The 18,015-nt window shown below is 70.1% G+C and carries 16 protein-coding genes; 8 read left to right on the forward strand and 8 right to left on the reverse strand.

What is annotated here, in order from left to right; all coding sequences use genetic code 11:
* Nucleotides 1–127 precede the first annotated feature (127 nt).
* The 5 genes from ACH4LD_RS38040 to ACH4LD_RS38060 all read right to left on the reverse strand — a co-directional run bounded on the left by ACH4LD_RS38040 (nucleotide 128) and on the right by ACH4LD_RS38060 (nucleotide 5,453).
* On the reverse strand, nucleotides 128–1,129 hold the full coding sequence (locus tag ACH4LD_RS38040) for an SIS domain-containing protein (RefSeq protein WP_398055041.1): 1,002 nt from the start codon (nucleotides 1,127–1,129) through the stop codon (nucleotides 128–130).
* A 126-nt stretch (nucleotides 1,130–1,255) separates the two neighbouring features.
* On the reverse strand, nucleotides 1,256–2,101 hold the full coding sequence (locus tag ACH4LD_RS38045; protein WP_398055040.1) for an ABC transporter permease: 846 nt from the start codon (nucleotides 2,099–2,101) through the stop codon (nucleotides 1,256–1,258).
* Nucleotides 2,098–2,943: an ABC transporter permease gene (locus tag ACH4LD_RS38050; RefSeq protein WP_398055039.1), complete on the reverse strand. Its 846-nt coding sequence runs from the start codon at nucleotides 2,941–2,943 to the stop codon at nucleotides 2,098–2,100. The genes ACH4LD_RS38045 and ACH4LD_RS38050 overlap by 4 nt, the downstream gene beginning before the upstream one ends.
* 26 nt (nucleotides 2,944–2,969) lie before the next feature.
* Nucleotides 2,970–4,244, reverse strand: a complete 1,275-nt coding sequence (locus ACH4LD_RS38055) for a spermidine/putrescine ABC transporter substrate-binding protein (protein ID WP_398055038.1) — start codon at nucleotides 4,242–4,244, stop codon at nucleotides 2,970–2,972.
* A gap of 12 nt (nucleotides 4,245–4,256) precedes the next feature.
* A complete protein-coding gene (locus ACH4LD_RS38060) occupies nucleotides 4,257–5,453 on the reverse strand; it encodes an ABC transporter ATP-binding protein (protein ID WP_398055037.1) in 1,197 nt (398 codons plus the stop codon).
* A 230-nt stretch (nucleotides 5,454–5,683) separates the two neighbouring features.
* Here ACH4LD_RS38060 and ACH4LD_RS38065 point away from each other — a divergent pair, with 230 nt between their 5' ends.
* Both ACH4LD_RS38065 and ACH4LD_RS38070 read left to right on the forward strand, forming a co-directional pair.
* On the forward strand, nucleotides 5,684–6,781 hold the full coding sequence (locus tag ACH4LD_RS38065; protein ID WP_398055036.1) for a LacI family DNA-binding transcriptional regulator: 1,098 nt from the start codon (nucleotides 5,684–5,686) through the stop codon (nucleotides 6,779–6,781).
* Nucleotides 6,782–7,209: 428 nt separating this feature from the next.
* Nucleotides 7,210–7,983, forward strand: coding sequence for an HAD family hydrolase (locus ACH4LD_RS38070; protein ID WP_398055035.1), 774 nt, complete (start codon nucleotides 7,210–7,212; stop codon nucleotides 7,981–7,983).
* A gap of 12 nt (nucleotides 7,984–7,995) precedes the next feature.
* Here ACH4LD_RS38070 and ACH4LD_RS38075 read toward each other — a convergent pair whose 3' ends face one another.
* Both ACH4LD_RS38075 and ACH4LD_RS38080 read right to left on the reverse strand, forming a co-directional pair.
* Nucleotides 7,996–9,429 (reverse strand): hypothetical protein, encoded by a 1,434-nt coding sequence (locus ACH4LD_RS38075; protein ID WP_398055034.1) that lies wholly within the window; start codon nucleotides 9,427–9,429, stop codon nucleotides 7,996–7,998.
* 669 nt (nucleotides 9,430–10,098) lie between these two features.
* Complete coding sequence (locus tag ACH4LD_RS38080; protein WP_398055033.1) at nucleotides 10,099–10,401, reverse strand: hypothetical protein; 303 nt, start codon at nucleotides 10,399–10,401, stop codon at nucleotides 10,099–10,101.
* A gap of 162 nt (nucleotides 10,402–10,563) precedes the next feature.
* Between ACH4LD_RS38080 and ACH4LD_RS38085 the strand changes: the two genes are divergently transcribed.
* Together ACH4LD_RS38085 and ACH4LD_RS38090 are read left to right on the forward strand one after the other, a co-directional pair.
* Nucleotides 10,564–10,911 (forward strand): helix-turn-helix transcriptional regulator, encoded by a 348-nt coding sequence (locus tag ACH4LD_RS38085; RefSeq protein ID WP_103812254.1) that lies wholly within the window; start codon nucleotides 10,564–10,566, stop codon nucleotides 10,909–10,911.
* Between the two features lie 378 nt (nucleotides 10,912–11,289).
* Complete coding sequence (locus tag ACH4LD_RS38090) at nucleotides 11,290–12,057, forward strand: SDR family NAD(P)-dependent oxidoreductase (RefSeq protein ID WP_398055032.1); 768 nt, start codon at nucleotides 11,290–11,292, stop codon at nucleotides 12,055–12,057.
* Between the two features lie 464 nt (nucleotides 12,058–12,521).
* Here ACH4LD_RS38090 and ACH4LD_RS38095 read toward each other — a convergent pair whose 3' ends face one another.
* Entirely contained in the window at nucleotides 12,522–13,283 is a 762-nt protein-coding gene (locus tag ACH4LD_RS38095) for a GNAT family N-acetyltransferase (RefSeq protein ID WP_398055031.1), read from the reverse strand.
* A gap of 710 nt (nucleotides 13,284–13,993) precedes the next feature.
* On the opposite strand from ACH4LD_RS38095, the gene ACH4LD_RS38100 reads away from it, so the two are divergent.
* The 4 genes from ACH4LD_RS38100 to ACH4LD_RS38115 all read left to right on the forward strand — a co-directional run bounded on the left by ACH4LD_RS38100 (nucleotide 13,994) and on the right by ACH4LD_RS38115 (nucleotide 18,000).
* On the forward strand, nucleotides 13,994–15,208 hold the full coding sequence (locus ACH4LD_RS38100) for a serine hydrolase domain-containing protein (RefSeq protein ID WP_398055030.1): 1,215 nt from the start codon (nucleotides 13,994–13,996) through the stop codon (nucleotides 15,206–15,208).
* 199 nt (nucleotides 15,209–15,407) lie between these two features.
* Nucleotides 15,408–15,905, forward strand: coding sequence for a VOC family protein (locus tag ACH4LD_RS38105; protein ID WP_398055029.1), 498 nt, complete (start codon nucleotides 15,408–15,410; stop codon nucleotides 15,903–15,905).
* A gap of 416 nt (nucleotides 15,906–16,321) precedes the next feature.
* A complete protein-coding gene (locus ACH4LD_RS38110; protein WP_398106213.1) occupies nucleotides 16,322–16,780 on the forward strand; it encodes a hypothetical protein in 459 nt (152 codons plus the stop codon).
* A 227-nt stretch (nucleotides 16,781–17,007) separates the two neighbouring features.
* Entirely contained in the window at nucleotides 17,008–18,000 is a 993-nt protein-coding gene (locus ACH4LD_RS38115; protein WP_398055026.1) for a Dyp-type peroxidase, read from the forward strand.
* The last annotated feature ends 15 nt before the right edge of the window (nucleotides 18,001–18,015 follow it).

An 18,015-nucleotide genomic window follows, 5' to 3' on the forward strand; every position in this document is an offset into this window, starting at 1 on the left:
TTTTTTGGGCCCCCCGCGGGGGGGGGGGGGGGGGGGGGGGGGGGGGGGGGGGGCCGGGGGGGGGGGCGGGGGGCCCCCCCCCCCCCCACGCCGGGGCGGATGGAGGCGGGGGTGGGACGGACCGCGGTCAGTAGTCCATGACGCGGTAGTAGCGGCGCAGGTCCAGGGAGTGGTCGCGCACCCGCTCCAGGTGCTTGCTGACCCGGTCCATCACGGTGTCCAGGACCAGCGGCGCCAGCAGCCCCCGGAACTCGGGGCTGATGCCGGCCAGGGGGTAGTCGCGGGTGTCGAAGACGGTGACGTCCTTGGAGACGCGCCGGGCGAACGCCTCGGCCCGGTCGGTGAGCGCGCGGGTCTCGTCCTCGCCCTGGAAGAGGATCACGCTGGTGTCCTCCTCCAGCAGTTCCAGCGAGCCGTGGAAGAACTCGGCGCTGTGCACCCGGGTGGTGCGCAGCCACTGCATCTCTTCGAGGATGCACATGGAGTACAGGTAGGTGAATCCCCACAGGTTCCCGCCGCCGATGAGGAAGTGGTAGTCGGTGTCCTTGTGGGCCTCGGCGAAGTCGGACGCCACCGGCTCGGCCTGACGGGCGACCTCCACCAGGATGCGCGGCAGGCCGGCGAGTTCGTCGGCCAGACGGCCGTAGCCGGTGAACTCGCCCCTCCGGGAGAGCCATCGGCCCATGAAGAGCAGCAACTGGACGTCGAACGGCCAGGCCTTGGGCGCCGACACCAGCGCGGTGTCCACCCGCTGGGCGACGGGGGAGTCGGGGTGGCCGGTGAAGCCGATCGTGTACGCGCCCTGCTCCTTGCAGTGGTCGATGGCCTTGACGCTGTCCTCGGTGGTGCCGGACACGGAGGTGAAGACGGCGGCGGTCCGCTCGCCCAGGCGGGCGTCACCGGAGACGACCAGCTCCGCCGCGATGGCCGCCCGCACCGGCAGCACCGAGGTGCGCCGGGCCAGATGCTCGTAGGGCCACATCTGCGCGTAGGTGCCGCCGGCACCCACCAGGAGGACGTTGTCGTAGCCCTCGTCCACGAGACGGTCGACGACCTCCTCGATCCGGGGGCGCAGCGCCACGAGGCTTTCCGTCTGGGCGACGAACTCGGCTTCGTTGAAAGAGAGCACGGTGATGGTTTCCTTCGAGGGTTGGGTCCGACCGGCCACGGCCGGGCCGGTGTTCTGGCGGCGCGGGAAGATGTGCGCGGGAAGGATGCGCGGGAAAGGTGTGCGGAAAGGTGTGCGAGCGAGGTCTCAGGCCGCGCGACGCCGTGAGAACAGCACGTTCGCCCCGGCGATGACGAGGCCGCCGACGAAGATCAGCGTTCCCATGACGTTGACCTGCGGGGGCACACCGGTACGGCTGGCGCTGTACACCCACAGCGGGAAGGTGACCGTCCGGCCGGCGTTGAAGCTGGTGATGATGTAGTCGTCGATGGACAGGGCGAAGCACAGCAGGGCACCGGAGGCCACACCGGGCAGCAGGGCCGGCAGGGTGACCAGCCGGAACGCCGTCCACGGGCCGGCTCCGAGGTCCCGGGCGGCTTCCTCCAGCGTCGGGTCGTGACCCGCCATGCGGGCCCGTACGGTGATGGCGACGTAGGGGATGCAGAACGCCACGTGCGCGATGACGATGGTCCAGTAGCCGCGCGGCACGCCGAGGACGATGAACAGCGACAGCAGGGCGGCGCCGAGGGCGATCTCCGGGGCCGCGATGGCGGCGAACAGCAGCAGGTCCACGGAGCCGCGGCCGCGGAAGCGATGGCGGCCCAGGGCCAGGCCGATCGGGGTGCCCAGCAGGGTGGCCACCACCGTGACGACCAGCGCGACGGTGAGGCTGTTGACCAGCGCCGAGGTCAGGTTGGGGATGGCGAACAGGTGCCGGTACCAGGTGAGGGTGAAGCCCTGCCAGGTGAAGTTCACCTTGCTGTGGGTGTCGTTGAAGCCGAACAGGACCATGACGGCGATCGGCAGCAGCAGCCAGGCCAGCACCAGCCAGGTGTACACGGTGAGCGTGGGACGGCGGCGCGGGCGGCGGGCGGTGCGCGGCAGGGGCGCCGCGACGGCGTCCTCGGCGCGGGTGACGGTGCCGGTGGTCATCGCGCGGCCACCTCCAGCACCTCGTCGGTGCCCAGGGCGCGGGCGTGGGCGAACACCGCGAGCAGCAGGGCGCCCATGAGGACGAAGGACAGGGCGGCGGCGGCCGGGTAGTCGAGGTTGGTGAAGTACTCGGTCTGGATGATGTTCCCGATCATGGTGGTCGAGGGGCCGCCGAGGATGCCGGCGTTGACGTAGTCGGCGGAGGCGGGCACGAAGGTCAGCAGGACGCCCGCGAAGACCCCGGGCAGGGACAGCGGCAGCACCACACGCCAGAAGGTCTGCGCCCGGGAGGCGTACAGGTCGGTGGAGGCCTCCATCACCTTGGCGTCCACCCGCTCCAGGGCCACGTACACGGGCAGCACCATGAACGGCAGGAAGTTGTAGGTCAGTCCGCCGATCACCGCGTACGGGGTGGCCAGGACGTGGAAGCCGGCGGGCAGCAGCCCCAGGTGCTTCAGCGGGCCGAGCAGGACGCCGTTGTCGGCGAGGACCACGTTCCAGGACTGGGTGCGGATGACGAAGGAGACGAAGAACGGCAGCAGGAGCAGGAAGAGGAAGACCGACTTGTGCCGGCCGGCCCGGAAGGCGATCCAGTAGGCCACCGGGTAGCCCACCAGTGCGCAGCCGGCGGTGGCCGCGGCGCCGTAGAGGAGCGAGCGGACCAGTTGCACGTGGTAGGTCTCCACCACGTGGGCGTAGGTGGAGAAGTGGAACGTCTGGCGGAAGCCGTCGATGAAGTCGCCGGTCTGCAGGGACAGCGACACCATGACGATCACCGGCGTCACGAAGAAGGCGGCCAGCCACAGCCAGCCCGGCAGCACCATCAGATACGGCGCCAGCACCGCGCCGGGGCGCCGTCGGCGGTGCGTCAGGACTGGTAGATCGGTTCGAACAGCGCGTTCCACTGCTTCTCCTCCGTTTCGTCGAGCACCCGCAGATGGCGCAGCTTGGCTTCGTCGGCCTTGGTCGGGAAGACCAGGGGGCTGGTGCTCAGGGAGCCGAGCAGGGACCGGCGCTTGCCGGTGGCGGCGGCCGCGTCGCGCGCGATCACCGGCCGGGCGTCCGGGACGGGACAGACGAACTGCACCGTCTCGCTGATCCTGGCGGCCACCTCGGGCCGGTAGGCGTAGTCCATGTACGTCAGGGCGTCGACGGGGTGCGCGGCCGTCGACGGGGTGCACAGGTTGTCGGTCCACAGCAGTCCGCCCTCTTCGGGGATGACGAACTCCAGCCGCGAGCCGCTCCGGTTGGCCTGGAAGACGTCACCGGAGTACACCAACGAGGCGTACAGGTCGCCGCGTTGGAGCGAGGACTGGTAGGTGGTGGTGCTGTAGGAGCGGACCAGGCCGGCGTCGCGCTGGCGGCGCAGCCAGGCGGCGGCCTTGCGCCAGTCGGCGTGCGTGGAGGTCTCCGGGTCGACGCCGACGGCCAGCAGGGCGACGTTGCCCAGTTGCACCGCGTCGTTCCACATGCCGACCTTGCCGCGCAGTTTCGGGTCGAGCAGGTCCTGCCAACTGGTGATCTTCCGACCGACCTTGGCCGGGTCGTAGCCGATGCCGGTCATGCCGGACTGCCAGGGCACGGTGTAGACGTTGCCGCGGTCGAAGGAGGAGTTCTTGAACGCGGCGCCGCCGTACCGGGCGAAGTTGGGGAGCCGGGTGTGGTCGAGCGGGGCGAGGTAGCCGAGTTCGATGTACTTGGGCAGGTAACTGTCGCCGCCCAGCACCATCAGGTCGTAGCCGATGCCCTGCCCGGAGGCGAACTCCGGCTGGATCTTGCCGAACCAGGAGGCGCTGTCGTCGATCACCTCGTCGTAGGAGACCTTGATGCCGGTCTCGTGGGTGAACGCCTCCAGGGTGGGGTGCCGGCTCTGGTCGCCGGGGTCGGTGTCGATGTACTGGGTGTAGTTGGCGAAGCTGAGCCGGCCCTTCTTCGTGCGTCCGGTCCAGAAGTCGCTGACGGCGGCGGCGATCTCGGCGGCCGTGCCGGGTACGGGCTTGCGGGCGCCGGGCACGCTGCACGCGGCGAGCGGGGCCAGGGCGGCGGCGCCGAGGACGGCACGCAGCAGACCGCGCCGGGAACAGCGGCGCTCGGTCAGTCCGCGCAGCCAGGGCGCGGGAGGTGTGGGCTGCAGGGGCATCATGTCGACCTGTCGTCAGCTCGGGGTGAGGGAACCGGAGTCGGGGACCGCCCGGTCGGCGGCGGAGGTGGCCGGCGCGGCGGATGTGGTGCCGAGCGGGTAGGAGTGGGCGGTGGCCCAGGACAGCCAGACGGTGTCGCCGCGGGCCGGTACGACAGAGGCGGTGCCGTCGTTGGGCTGGAAGACGGTCATCTCCGCGCCGGTGCTCGTGGCCACGGTGTAACTGGTGGAGGTGCCCAGGTAGACCACCTCGCTGACGGTGCCGCGGATGCGGCTCGCGTCCCCGGCCGGGCCGGTGGTCAGGGTGATCTTCTCGGGCCGTACGGTGAGCTGGACGTCCGACCCGGCGGTGGGTGCCGCGTCGGACGGCGGCACGGTGATGCGCTGCCCGTCGCCGAGGTCGATCACCCCGCCCTCCGGTCCGGCTGTGGTCAGGCGGCCGCTGATCAGGTTGGAGGTGCCGATGAAGCCGGCGACGAACGCGGTGGCGGGGCGCTCGTACACCTCCTGCGGGCAGGCGACCTGCTCGATCAGGCCGCCGTTCATCACCGCGATCCGGTCCGACATGGTCAGCGCCTCGGCCTGGTCGTGCGTGACGTAGACGAAGGTGATGCCCACCTCACGCTGGATGCGCTTGAGCTCCAGTTGCATGGACTGCCGCAGCTTCAGGTCGAGTGCGCCCAGTGGTTCGTCGAGGAGCAGGGCGCGCGGGCGGTTGACCAGGGCCCGCGCCAGGGCCACGCGCTGCTGCTGGCCACCGGAGAGCTGCCGGGGCCGGTGGTCGGCCTTCTCGGCGAGTTCGACGGTGCGCAGGATGCGGTCGACCCGGTCGTGGATCTCGCCCTTGGGGACGCGACGGCGGCGCAGTCCGAACGCCACGTTGTCGGCGACGCTCAGGTGCGGGAAGAGCGCGTAGGACTGGAACACCATGTTGATGTCCCGCTTGTTGGCCGGTACGCCCACCATGTTCCGGCCGTGCAGCAGGATCCGGCCGCCGCTGGGCTCCTCGAATCCGGCGATCATCCGCAAGGTGGTGGTCTTGCCGCAGCCGGACGGCCCCAGCAGGGAGAAGAACTCCCCTTCGGCGATGGTGAGGTTCACCCCTCGTACCGCCGCTCCGCCGCGGGCGCCGCCGAAGTCCTTGACCACGTCGACGAGGGTGATGGCCGGATCTGCGCCGACCGGTGGCGGCGAAAGGGTGTCGGTTGCCATCGCGGAGACCTCCGGGGATCGGATGGGGGAGAGAGGGCGGCCTGGGCAGGGCGCGCGGACGGCCGTCCGGGAGACGGCAGGCGGAGCCTTCTGGCGGGCAGGATTGATAACGTTACCAACGCGGTCGTACCTTACCCACGCCCCGAGGGCCCGCGTCAATGGTTGAATGGCGCTGAATCCCACCGTCCCGTTCCCCGGTGTTCGCCGGGCCGACACGAAGAGATGCGCACATGGCCCCTGAATCGCAGCCGCGGCGGCGCGTGACCATCCCGGACGTCGCCCGGCACGCCGGTGTGGGACAGGCGACGGCCGCACGCGTCCTCGGCGGGTACGGATCGGCGAGCGCGGCCACCCGGGAGCGGGTGCTCGCCGCCGCCGCCGAGCTGGGCTACAGCACCAACGCCGTGGCCCGCAGCATGATCAGCGGCCGGACCGACACCCTCGGAGTGGTCGTCGCCGACGTCGAGAACGCCTACTTCGCCCGGGCGGTGCGCGGCATCGCCGACGTCGCGGCCAAGGCGGGGCTGCAGGCCATCCTCGCCAACAGCGACGAGGACAGCGAGAAGGAGAAGGCCGCGGTCCAGCTGTTCATCGAGCGGCGCGTGGACGGGCTCGTGGTGGCGCCGGCCGCCACCGACGACGAGCACCTCGCCCGGGCCGTCTCCGCCGGCATCCCGGTGGTGCTGCTCGACCGTGTGGTGTCCGGGGCCGCCCTGGACACGGTGGTCGTCGACAACCGGGGGGCGGTGAAGGCGGCGGTGACCCGGTTCACCGAGGCGGGACACACCCGTATCGCGGTGATCACCTCGGCGATGCCGGGCGACGACGGCACCCGTCTGGCGCCGGGCGCGGACATCTGGACGACCACGGAACGTGTCGCCGGCTACCGCCAGGCCCTGCGGGCCGCCGGCATCCCGCGTTCCGCGGAGCTGATCCGCCACACCGGGTACGAGCGGGCGTGGGCGCGGTCGGCCGTACTGGAGCTGATGACCTCGCGCGACCGCCCCACCGCCCTGTTCACCACCGACAACGTGGCGACGCTCGGCACCCTCGACGCCCTGCTGGACCTCGACGCCCGCATCCCCGACGACGTCTCGGTGATCGGCTTCGACGACGCGGAATGGACCACGCTCATCCGGCCGCGGCTGAGCGTGGTCAGCCAGCCCGTGCAGGAACTGGGCGGCCTGGCCGCGGACATCCTGATCCGCCGCATCAACGGAGCCGCCGCCCGCCCCCGCCGGCACACCCTGAACACGACGTACATCGCCCGTGAGTCGACCGGCCCGGTACCGGCTCGTACGCGACGGTTGCGGGGGCCGACGGACTGACTCGGATTTCGGGCGGGGGTGGCTGTGGGTGCCGGTGGTCTGGCTCGGATTTCGGGCGCGACAGGTGCGGGCGCTGATGGACTGGGCCTGATCTCGGACACGGCGCGTACGGCGCTGATGGACTGGCCCCGATCTCGCCCACGACGCCTGCGGCACCGACGGACCGACCCTGTCCAGCACCGCGCCGCGCGTACGGCGCCGAGCCACCTGGAGGCCGGCGCCGGTACGACGTTGCTCCCGCCGCGCAGGTGGTGTCGGGGCGCGGGCAGCTGCTTCTCAGCGTCCACGCCGCCCACCGCCCCGCTGGGCGGATTCCCTTGTCCCTGCCGAAGGCCCGACATGCTCTGCGCCGACCACCCCACGTGCCGCCGGACATCTCACCCGGGTGGGCCCGACTCGACAGTGGCCGTCGTGGGGAGGCACTGGACATGCCTGTGATCTTCTTCGACGTCGGGGCGACCCTGGCTGACGCCCGTGTGGAACCCGACGGCTCCGTGACACTGCGCCCCCGCCCGCGCGTCATGGCCGCGCTCGACGCCCTCCGCGACGTACGCACCGGCGTCATCTCCGACCCCGGACCGGGCGCCGGTGCCGCGCAACGTGCCGAGGCCGCGCTGCACGAGGCGTTCCCCGGCCGGTTCACGGACGAGGCGCTGGTGCACTGGGGAGCGAAGGACGGTCGCGGGATCTTCGACCGGGCGGTCGCCGGCGCGGGCGAAGCCACGGCCGGTGACTGTGTCTTCGTGGGCGAAGACTCCCGGGAGCGCGCGTTCGCCCGCGAAGCGGGGATGCGTACGGCGCCGGACCCGGTGTTCGCGCGCGCCGCGACGGAGAACCGTCCGGTGCACCGGGCGTCGGTCGAGCTGCCGGACGGCCGGGGCCTGCCCGAGCTGACCACGGCCGTGAACGACACGGAGGCCGTGGTCGTGCGGAGCGTCTCCGAACGCCTCGTGCTCGCGATGGCGACCGCGCGGGGCGCCGAAGCGCTCGAACGCGCCGGTTTCCCGGTGGACCTGCAAGAACCGGTGGACGGCGGGCCGGCGGACGACGCCGAGCGCCGGGCGTCCGAGAAGTTCATCAGTGATCTGCTGGCACGGGGCGAGGCGGTGTACGAGGGCGAGGAGCCGACTCCGCGTACCACGCACGTCGTCAGGAGCGAGGACGACGGACGGCTCACCGTCCGCCGTCTGCGCTTCCGTTGACCCGGCCGGCACTCAGTCGAAGCAACGCCGGACCAGGGCCAGGCCTTCACCGGTCGTGCTCCGGGTGATCTCGTGGGTCGTCAGCCGGGAGGGGCTGTCGTCGACGAACGCCGCGGCGGTCCGGTGCTCCTCGGGCACGTGGACGCGGCCCCGCCGGAAGAGGTCCTCCAGGTACGACGTCGCGACCTGCTCGGGGTCGGCGGGCCGGACCGAGCCGCCCGCGGGGTCCGAGCTCGCGATGCCGAAGCGTCGCTCCTGCGCCGGGGCGGACAGGACGAGGGGCTGGGTGATGCCGTACATCGCCCCGTGGACGGTGACGGCCGTCAGCCCCTCCTCCTCGCTGCCGCCCGGCGTCGCCTCCGCCATTCCGGCGCCCCGGCGAGCCACCTCCGGCTCGGTGATGGATGTGGCGGCCTCCAGGGAGAGGATGCCGTGGCGGATGAACGCCGAGCGCAGGGACGCGCCGTACCTGCCGCCGTTGCGGCGCTGGTCCGCGGCGATCATGTGACCCGCGACCTGCGCGTAGTACGCGGACACCACGGGCGCGGCCACGACGGCGTCCACCAGCAGCTGTCCCGCGATCTCGGCCGCCCTGGCCAGGCCGGCCTGGTCCTGCAGGTCCTGCTGGCGGAAGATCCCGGCGAGGATCTTCAGGAAGGCGCCGCTGAACACCCTGGAGAACGAGTGCGGCTCGCTGGACAGCGTGTTCGCGGGCCCGCTGGGCGGCAGATGGACCGGGTCGCGGTAGAAGAAGCTGTTCGACATGTTGCGCAGGCAGTCCGGGTCGACCGCGTTCGGGTGGCCCTGCCGGATCGCGGCGCCCAGTTGCTCGGCCATCCGCGACACCCGCGAGGACAGCTCCAGGTCGCTCTGTGTCTCGGCCAGTACCGCGATCCGCAGCGGTTCCAGCCGCAGCGAGGTCAGCAGCGCGCTGATGTCGCCGAAGGCTTCGTGCAGGGCGGCCGTCTCCGCGCTCGCGGCGTTGAACAGCTGGGGGCGCAGGGCGTCGAGGACCGCGTGCCCCGTCTCGTGCGCGACCACCTCGGGACTCTCACAGGCGGCGACGATGACCCCCGCCACCGTGCTGCGGAAGAACCACAGGCCCTTGCGGTCGTAGTAGGCGTTGAGGTCGACTCCCGCGTCGAGGTGCGCGGTGAGGGCCCGGCCGACCGTCGGGTGCCACTGGGTTCCGGTGGGAACCAGCGGACCCCAGGTCTGGCCGGCCCTGCTGAGGGCATCGGCCGCCACCCAGTAGCGGAACGCCTCGGTGCCCGGCCCGGCACCGTCCGGCTGCGGCGCGGCGTCCGCGATGGCCGTCGGGAACGGCTGCGTGTCGAGTTGGGGAACGGGATGCGGTACGGGCATGTTGACCCGGGGAGGAAAACCGGGGTCGTCCTCGTACACCAGGACCGTCTGGATCGTCGCTGTCTGTTGCTGCACCGTCATGGTGGCTCCCTGAGAGGGGAGAGGCTGCAGATGATGGAAGTTGACGGGGCAACTTTTGCCAAGAGCCCGTCCTGTTCAGTACGGGGCCGCGGCGGCCCGGCGTCAATTCGAACAAGGCGTGTGAGTCCGCTCCGGTGGGTGGGCCGTGTCCGGCGAACAGGCGGTCGTCACGGCCCCATGGCCGATGCGTACTGCCCCAGGACCGGGCGAACGACATGACGGCCGGACGGGTGATGGTGCGAGCGTGACCGCGTACGGGCCCCTGGTGATCCATCGCCCTCACCCGTCCCACGGCGGGGGCGTGAGGGCTCGCCCGGCCGGCACCGGCCGTCGAACGCGCATTCCATCTGACGGCGAGCGGAATGACACATCGGCGGGTATCCACCCCCCATCCCCTGGCCTGCTCGTCCCCTCGCTGTGGACGGGAGGGACGCCGAGGGCTCGTCGCGCGCGTCCGCCTTCCTGGACCACTGGATCGCCCGACCGTCTTCCCGTCACCCCTCTGCGGCGGCAGCAGCCGAAGCCGCCGGGTGCGTCTCCTGACCGCTCCGGCGCACCGCCGTCGCGCCGCCCGGAACACGGAGGCACCCATGACGCACCCGCCCCCGTACCCACGCCGCACCCCGCCCACCGGCGGCCTGTCACCGCGGTTCGTCCAGCGACGCACCGTCACATCAGCCGGCACCGCCGGGCCGTCCAGGACGAGGGCCGGCGGCGGTGGAGGGCGGCCACGGCCCCCAGGGCCACGCCTACCGCGATGACGGTCAGCCAGCGTGTCCAGACCACCGCCTCGACCTCTGTGGCGAGCGCCGCGCAGGAGCCCCCCAGGACGGGGACGGCGGTGTACGCACGGAAGTATGGGCTTGTCGGGCGGTCGCGCCGCAGAACCGGGACGGCCGTGTCGACGATGAAGAACACCACAAGGTGCAGCAGGACGAGCCGGGGAACGCGCCTGGTGGCAGGCCGTGCCACGGTTTCGCGTGCTTTCTCCCTGCCGGCCGAGCTGGTGCCACACGGACAGGATCTTGGAAGCGCGGCGCTGGACGGCAAGCCGAGCCGTGACGCGGATCAGTGCTCTCCCCATGACCGCGAGTGATGTTCGACATGTACCGAACGCCCGGTAGCATGGTCGGCATGCCGGACCACTCGTTCCCCGCCGACAGTGAGATCGCCCTGCCGCGTCTGCTCGGAGCGCTGAGCGACCCGACTCGGCTGGGGATCGTCCGCATCCTGTCCGACGGTGCCGAGCGCGGATGGGGCCGATTCAGCGCTCCCGTCGCCAAATCCACTCTCAGTCATCATCTCAAGATGTTGCGCGAGGCGGGCGTCACGCAGACCCGTCAGGAGGGTACGCGCTGCTATGTGAAGCTGAGGCGTGACGCCCTTGAGGCCCGTTTCCCCGGCCTCTTGCAGGCACTGTTGTCCGCCGCTGTCAGCGACAACATCGGAGATCATGTCACCGAGCGGGACGAACCGGCGTAGCGACGCCACTGCCGGCGCCCCGTATTCAACGAGCTGTGTGTCCCCGGGCGGGCGACAACCCGTCGCCATGAGGGTTGTGACGCGCACCGCCTCCGCCCTTGACGTTCCGCCGCACCGGTTGCGGTGTGTGGTGGCACCCGTGCCCGCGTTGTGCCATGGTGTCGGACCCACCGCGCCGATCGGTGTCCGGCCCGCTCCAGTCCCTGTCGCGTGTGACACACGATGAGTCCATCGTCCGGCGCAACCCCTTGCTGACCTGGGCAGACCGCCGCAGTGCACACTGTTGTGGTCGTCACTCCGCCACGTTCCCATTTGACGAGGGTGCGAAGCCTTCCCATAGTGTTCTATGTACAACGAACATCGAACAAGGAGTGGCTCATGCCTGCCGACCCCCTCGACCGGACCTTCTCCGGCCATGTCGCGATCGTCACCGGCGCCGGTTCCGGCATCGGCCGGGCCGCGGCCATCGCCTTCGCCGAGGCGGGCGCCCACGTACTCGGTGTGGGGCGACGTGAGGCGCCGTTGAAGGAGACGGCCGCGGCCCACGACAACATCGACGTCCTGGCGATCGACATATGCGGCGACGGAGCACCTGCCAAGGTTGTCAGTGCCGCCGTGGAACGCTGGGGCCGCCTCGACCACCTCATCAACAACGCCGGCGCGACGGCGGTCATGCCCCTGGCGGAGACCGACAAGCAGACGATCGTCGATCTGTTCGCGCTCAACGTCGTCGCTCCGAGCCTGCTGGCCCACGAAGCCCTGCCCCACCTGCGGAGGACCTCCGGGACGATCATCAACCTCTCCAGTACCTACGGCCACCGCCCCATGGCAGGCGGCGCGCACTACTCGGCCACCAAGGCGGCCGTCGAGCAGATGACGCGGAGCTGGGCCCTCGAACTCGCCGGCGAAGGCGTTCGGGTCAACTCGGTCGCTCCCGGCCCCACCCGGACCGACGTCATGCTGCACGCCGGCCTCACGCCGGAGGCCGCCAACGACATGTACGCCTACGAGCGTGACCGTATCCCCACGCACCACATCGCGAGCGCTGAGGAGGTGGCCCACTGGATCCTCCGTATGGCCGATCCCGCCGGGCGTCATGCGACCGGTCAGGTGATCACCGTCGACGGCGGGCTGGAACTCATCTGACTCCACCGTCCAGCGCGCTCCTGACGCACCGTCACGCTCTCACGGGGGCCGGGAGATCCACGCGGGAACCCGTGAGTCGCGTGAGGGTGCCTGCGGCGTACGGCGGCCGCCGGTCGACCCTGTTTCCGGAGGAGGACCTCGATACGTAGCGGGAGGCGTCCGCGCCGGGCCTGATCCGATGACTACCGGGCCGGGGTGCACACGGGGCTGGTCGGCGGCGGCATCCCGTTCCGTGCGTCTGCCCGCCCGCTCGCGACGGTGAGGGACGCCGAGCCGGTGCCCGGCGAGCCCACGGGAGTCCTTGACACGGTTCGGTGGATTCACGCCATCGGCCCAACACTGTTTCGACAGGGTTCTCCCACCATGACCAGGCGTCGAGTGAATCTGTGACACGGACCGCACTCGGTGACAGCCGGCACCGTCATTGTCCCGCACCACCGGCGTCACCACCGCTGGGCGGACGGTCAGGCCGGGAAGGCGAACAGGCGGTACTCGGACAGCGTCGTGAAGCCGAAGCGCCGGTACAGCGGCTCCCCCGCCGGGCTCGCCACGAGCGCGGCGGAGCGCATCCCTCTTTCCTGCGCCGACCGGAGCGCGGCGACCGTCAGTGCCGCCCCGATGCCCCGCCGGCGATGCGCTTCGGCCACGTGCACGAGGAAGATCCCGGCCACCCCGTGGGCGTTGATCACCACCGTCGACCCGACCACCCGGCCGTCCAGTACCGCGGCCAGCCGGACGATGTCCGCGTTGTCCTCGCGTTGCGACTCGATGCGCACCATCTCCGGCTCCAGGCCGGACGCGATACCCATCGACGTCCGGTACGTCCGGACCAGCTCCGTCAGCCGTTCGCCGTCCCGAACCGTCTCCACCCGCAGGTCGGCGCGTGCGCCGTCCTGACCGGCCGGGTCGAGCATCTCGGCCGGGTGGCCGAGCGGCCTCGCCAGCACGGGCAGGACGGCGAGCTCCTGTCCGCCGTGGCGCCGCAGGGCGTCGGCGGTGTCCCCGGGGCTGTCGGGCCCGACCCACCACCACCAGGGAAGACCCTCCAGGTCCCTGCGAACGGCCGCCACGGCAGGCCCTGTCGCGGACGTGGACCGCACGCGCACCACGCCGTTGAACTGTGGGGTGGCGAGCCCGCTGCGGAACTGATCGACCTCGGGCCCTGGGTGGGCCTCCGCGTCCCATCCCATGAGGTACTGGCGAAAGTTGGCGAACACCGACGCCATGGGTCCTGGGTCCCGGGCAGTGTCCCGGGTTTGCGTCCGGTCATCGTGCGGCGCGCCGATCGCCCTTGCTGCGTGCATCATGAACACGGCCTTCTGCTTCGCGGGTTCTGACGGGGGCTTGGTGAGTGTAGTGCCGTACGGGGCGAGGTTCCCGGCGGGAGGTCCAGGACGAGGCGGCGCCTTCTACGGCCGAGCACAGGGGTCCGACGCCTGTGCCGCGTACCCGGCCAGGGAGCAACTCGCTGAAGCAGACGCTCATACCGGCCGGCGATCCGCACGCCGCCATCCCCAAGGGCACTCCCGGCACCAGCGGCATGTGCTTGGCCCCGTCGGGGAGGTCGCGATGGTGCGCAGCAGAACCCGTACCCGCCCCACCCGGTCCGACAGCAGATCCGCCAGGGTCCCGCGCACCACCGAGCCCGGCAGGGTCACCGTCATGATCCAGCCCGCCTGGATGGAACTCAACGTGAACGCCGCAGTGAGGGAACCCAGGGCCGGCGGCAAGGTGTTGGAATCGAAGGGATCCAGGCCCCACCCGGCGGAGCTGTCTTCGCCACCGTGTCCACCGTGTGCGTTATGGTGTGGGCCAGCGTTCTCCAGCCCATGTCTGCCCTCCAAGGCGAGGATCAGCGACGGCTGTTGTCAGGGACCGTGCTACGGCCCGTAGATCGCTTTCAGCGTCTTCACCCGATCACGTCAGAAAGAATCGGATGCGCATCAAGAACGCGAGCGTCGTGCTCGCAGGTACCGCCGTGATGGCTGCTCTGGCCGTGACGCCCGCCGGTGCCGCCACCACCAGCCTTCCCAGCCCGTCGGTCACGGGTGTGCTCGCCGTGCAGAAGCAGGCGATGGCCAACGGCGCGCCCGGCGCGCTCACCCGGATCGACTCCGGATCCTCCAGCTACCGGATCGCCATGGGGGAGGCGGACACCGCGGCCGGCACCGCGATGGACGCCGACCGCAGGTTCCGCGTCGGCAGCGTCAGCAAGAGCTTCACCACCGTGGTGCTGATGCAGCTCGTCGCCGAGGGACGTATCGACCTGGATGCGTCGGCGAACGACTACCTCCCCAAGCCGCTGCCGGACGACCGCATCACCGTGCGGCACCTGCTGAGCCACCGCAGCGGCCTGTGGGACTACACGAACGACATGTTCTACCACACTGTCCCGGGCTTCGAGGCGGTCCGGAACAAGGTGTTCACCTACCAGGAACTCATCGACCTCTCGACCGCGCACCAGCCCACCAACCAGCCGGGGGCCGCCTACAGTTACTCCAACACCAATTTCGTGGTGCTGGGACAGATGATCGAGCACGTCACCGGTGTGCCGATGGCCACGCAGTACGAACAGCGGATCTTCCAGCCGCTCGGCCTGAAGAACACCTCCTACGTGCATCCGCAGACGACCATCACCGGCTCCTACGCGCGGGGCTACGTCCGCGACGACGACACCACACTGCCGCTGGTGGACTCCACCGAGCAGACCGTCTCCTGGGCTCAGTCCGCCGGAGCCGTGATCTCCAACTCGGCTGATCTGAACCGGTTCTTCGCCGCGATCGTCTCCGGCAAGCTCGTTCCCGAGCCGCAGTTGAAGGAGATGATGAGCACGGTCCCGGTGAACGCGGACGGCACCCAGTCCTACGGACTCGGCCTGCGCGGCAGGAAGCTTTCCTGCGGCGTGACGGTCTACGGTCACACCGGCACCGTGCAGGGCTACTACACGTACGCCTTCACGACGGCCGACGGCAAGCGCAGCATGACCTCGATGGCGAACACGTCCAACAACGGCACCGTCAACACCGTCCTCGCCGGCACTCTGGAGGCCGCGTTCTGCGGCGTCGATCCCCTGAAGAGCAGCAAGGTCACCACCCGCTCCGGCGGTAAGGCCTTCACCGAAGACGTCGCCCCCCAGATCGTCCGCCACTGAGGCTCCCGCACACCGGCGGTGACCTGGTCGCCCCTGGGGCTCCGTGGCGCCGGCCCGCGAAGGCCGGCGCCGCGGACACTCGCCCCCAGGAGGTGATCTGTCCCTCAGACCCTCGTCACGGACGCCCGCTGGTGTCACAGGCCGGGTGCCTGTCCGGTCACACCTTCAACCACCCGGGCCCATGAAGGGATGACGGACGATGACACCTCACGGGGACCTCCCCGCACCGCAGCAGGGACTCCTGCTCACGCATTTCCTGACGGTGCGCGACGTCGCGGTGTCCCGGCGCTTCTACGCCGACGTCTTCGGCGGAGAGGTCGTCATGGAGGAGAATCCGGCGATCGTCAAGGTCGCCAACACCTGGATCATCATGAACCCCGGCGGTGGTCCCACCCCCGACAAACCAGGGGTCACACTGGAGGCACCTCGCAGTGGTGAGCGTGTTTCCGGATTCCTCAATGTGCGAGTCGCCGACATCGCTGCCTTCTACGCGCATGCCGTCGCGAACGGGGCCGGATTCCTCACCGAGCCCGTCGACCGCGGATCCGAACTGCGCTGCTACTTCCGTGACCCCGACGGCTACCTCATCGAGGTGGGTCAGTCCACCGGTCTGCTCGCGGGAATTCACGCGGCCACCCCCGAAGAGTCCAGTCGAGCACCGCGACGCGGTCCCGTCCATAGGGGAGTTTCCGGATGAAGGTCGTTGTGTTCGACGACGGTGGGCTCATAGGCGCCGAGACCGCTCTCTGGGTCAGGGACCACGGACACGAGGTCGGCCTGGTCTCGGCACCCGGGGGTCTTGACTCGCTCGCACAAGAGGAGATCGCCGAGTCCCTGCGCCAGTGCTCGGTAGTGATCGACCTCTGTCGTCAGCCGTCCCTGAACTCCGGGATCGTCACCGACGATCATGGCCTTGTCAGGGACGAGGAGGCCCTCGTCGCGTCATGGCGACGTTCCACCAGCGCCCTCCTCCAGGCAGAGAGGGCCGCCGGTGTCGCACACCATGTCTCCCTGTCCGTGGTAGGTGTGGACCGGACAAGAAGTGAGGGTGCTTTCCGAGCCCTCCAGGCGCACGAGGCCATGGTTCAGCGGTCCGGCATTTCCTATTCCATAGTGCGTTCCACGCAGATGTTCGAGTCGGCCGAGGACATAGCGACCGCGGGCACCGAAGACTGGATCGTCTGGGTGCCGCCGGTCGAAGTGCGCCCGGTGTCCCTGACCGACGTGGCCATCATGCTCGCGCACACCGCCGTGTCCCGGCCCCTGATCGGCGTCCGTGAGATCGCCGGTCCTGAGAATGTCAGGCTGGACGCGTTCGTGCGTGCCGCCCTGACCACCGTGCACGCGGAGCACCGCCATGTCCTCGCGGACGCCCGCAGCCCTTTCTTCGGTGCGCGTCTTCGGCCCACGGACCTTCTGCCAGGTGCGGACGCCTTCGTCGCGCGGACGAGCTACCGCGAATGGTGTGCCGGTCGACCCGGGCGGGAGAGCGCCGAGAACCCTGGAGGCGGTGAGTCCCCGGACGGCGCCCACAGGCCCCGTCACGGATCGTCCGACGAAGGCTGCCACTGAGGGTGAAGTACTGGAACCGCACGGGACCCACGCCGTCTGACGCGTCTCGGAAAGCTGGGCTGCGGCCTCCCCTGGCGTACCGAGTGAGCACCCTTCACCCGATCACCACCGTCGCTTCTGCACGCACGTCGGTGCCACGAGGAGCGCGAGTTGTTCCGCACCGATCGTCTCAGTGACTACCGACGCTGAGATCAGCTGCCATCGACGTGGACGAAAGAGGATGATGCATGTCCGGAGACGTCACAGAACCGGTGCCTCAGATGGTTCTGTCTCCCTTGACCAGTGCGGCGATCTTCCTGGTAGTCACGATCGACAGCGGTGGCGAGACCACCGTTCGCGAACTGCTCTCGGACGTCGGCTCACTGGAACGGGCCGTGGGCTTCCGTGCCCAGCCCGACGGCAGGCTGAGCTGTGTCACCGGTATCGGTTCGCACGCCTGGGACCGGCTGTTCGCCGGACCGCGTCCGGCGGGGCTGCATCCTTTCCGGGAACTGAACGGTCCCGTGCACCGGGCCGTGGCCACCCCCGGCGACCTGCTGTTCCACATCCGCGCTTCCCGGCTGGACCTGTGCTTCGGGCTCGCCACGGAGATCATGAACCGGCTGCGCGGAGCGGTCACGGTCCAGGACGAGGTGCATGGTTTCACCTACTTCGACGAACGTGACCTGCTCGGCTTCGTCGACGGCACGGAGAATCCGACGGGCCCGGCAGCGCACGCGGCCGTGCTCGTCGGCGAGGAAGACCCCCGGTTCACAGGCGGCAGTTATGTCGTCGTGCAGAAGTACCTGCACGACCTCGACGCGTGGGAAGCCCTGCCAGTCGAAGCGCAGGAGAAGGTGATCGGTCGCCGGAAGTTGTCCGACGTGGAGCTGCCGGACGACGCCAAACCGGCGGACTCTCACGTCGCTGTGACAACGGTCACCGACGCGGACGGCAACGAGCGCGAGATCCTCCGTGACAACATGCCCTTCGGATCCGTGGGCCGTGGGGAGTTCGGCACCTATTTCATCGGCTACGCGCGCACTCCCGACGTCACGGAGACGATGCTGGAGCGCATGTTCCTGGGCACGGCGTCAGCGTCGTACGACCGCATCCTGGATTTCTCCACTCCGGTCACGGGCTCCCTGTTCTTCACGCCGACCGCGGACTTCCTGGAAGACCTGCCCGACCCGCCGGTCCCTGAGCCGTCCGCTGCTTCTCCGACCGAGGGAGCCGCCTGAGGACCCGTGGTACCC

The sequence above is a fragment of the Streptomyces sp. NPDC017676 genome (genome assembly GCF_044329325.1).
GTDB lineage: Bacteria > Actinomycetota > Actinomycetes > Streptomycetales > Streptomycetaceae > Streptomyces.

Bases quoted from the DNA above. Each gene is read 5' to 3' on its own strand.
- ACH4LD_RS38095 (WP_398055031.1), bottom strand. From the start codon at position 13,283: ATGGCGTCGGTGTTCGCCAACTTTCGCCAGTACCTCATGGGATGGGAC.
- ACH4LD_RS38090 (WP_398055032.1), top strand. From the start codon at position 11,290: ATGCCTGCCGACCCCCTCGACCGGACCTTCTCCGGCCATGTCGCGATC.
- ACH4LD_RS38065 (WP_398055036.1), top strand. From the start codon at position 5,684: ATGGCCCCTGAATCGCAGCCGCGGCGGCGCGTGACCATCCCGGACGTC.
- ACH4LD_RS38105 (WP_398055029.1), top strand. From the start codon at position 15,408: ATGACACCTCACGGGGACCTCCCCGCACCGCAGCAGGGACTCCTGCTC.
- ACH4LD_RS38055 (WP_398055038.1), bottom strand. From the start codon at position 4,244: ATGATGCCCCTGCAGCCCACACCTCCCGCGCCCTGGCTGCGCGGACTG.
- ACH4LD_RS38060 (WP_398055037.1), bottom strand. From the start codon at position 5,453: ATGGCAACCGACACCCTTTCGCCGCCACCGGTCGGCGCAGATCCGGCC.
- ACH4LD_RS38075 (WP_398055034.1), bottom strand. From the start codon at position 9,429: ATGACGGTGCAGCAACAGACAGCGACGATCCAGACGGTCCTGGTGTAC.
- ACH4LD_RS38115 (WP_398055026.1), top strand. From the start codon at position 17,008: ATGTCCGGAGACGTCACAGAACCGGTGCCTCAGATGGTTCTGTCTCCC.
- ACH4LD_RS38085 (WP_103812254.1), top strand. From the start codon at position 10,564: ATGCCGGACCACTCGTTCCCCGCCGACAGTGAGATCGCCCTGCCGCGT.
- ACH4LD_RS38100 (WP_398055030.1), top strand. From the start codon at position 13,994: ATGCGCATCAAGAACGCGAGCGTCGTGCTCGCAGGTACCGCCGTGATG.
- ACH4LD_RS38045 (WP_398055040.1), bottom strand. From the start codon at position 2,101: ATGACCACCGGCACCGTCACCCGCGCCGAGGACGCCGTCGCGGCGCCC.
- ACH4LD_RS38070 (WP_398055035.1), top strand. From the start codon at position 7,210: ATGCCTGTGATCTTCTTCGACGTCGGGGCGACCCTGGCTGACGCCCGT.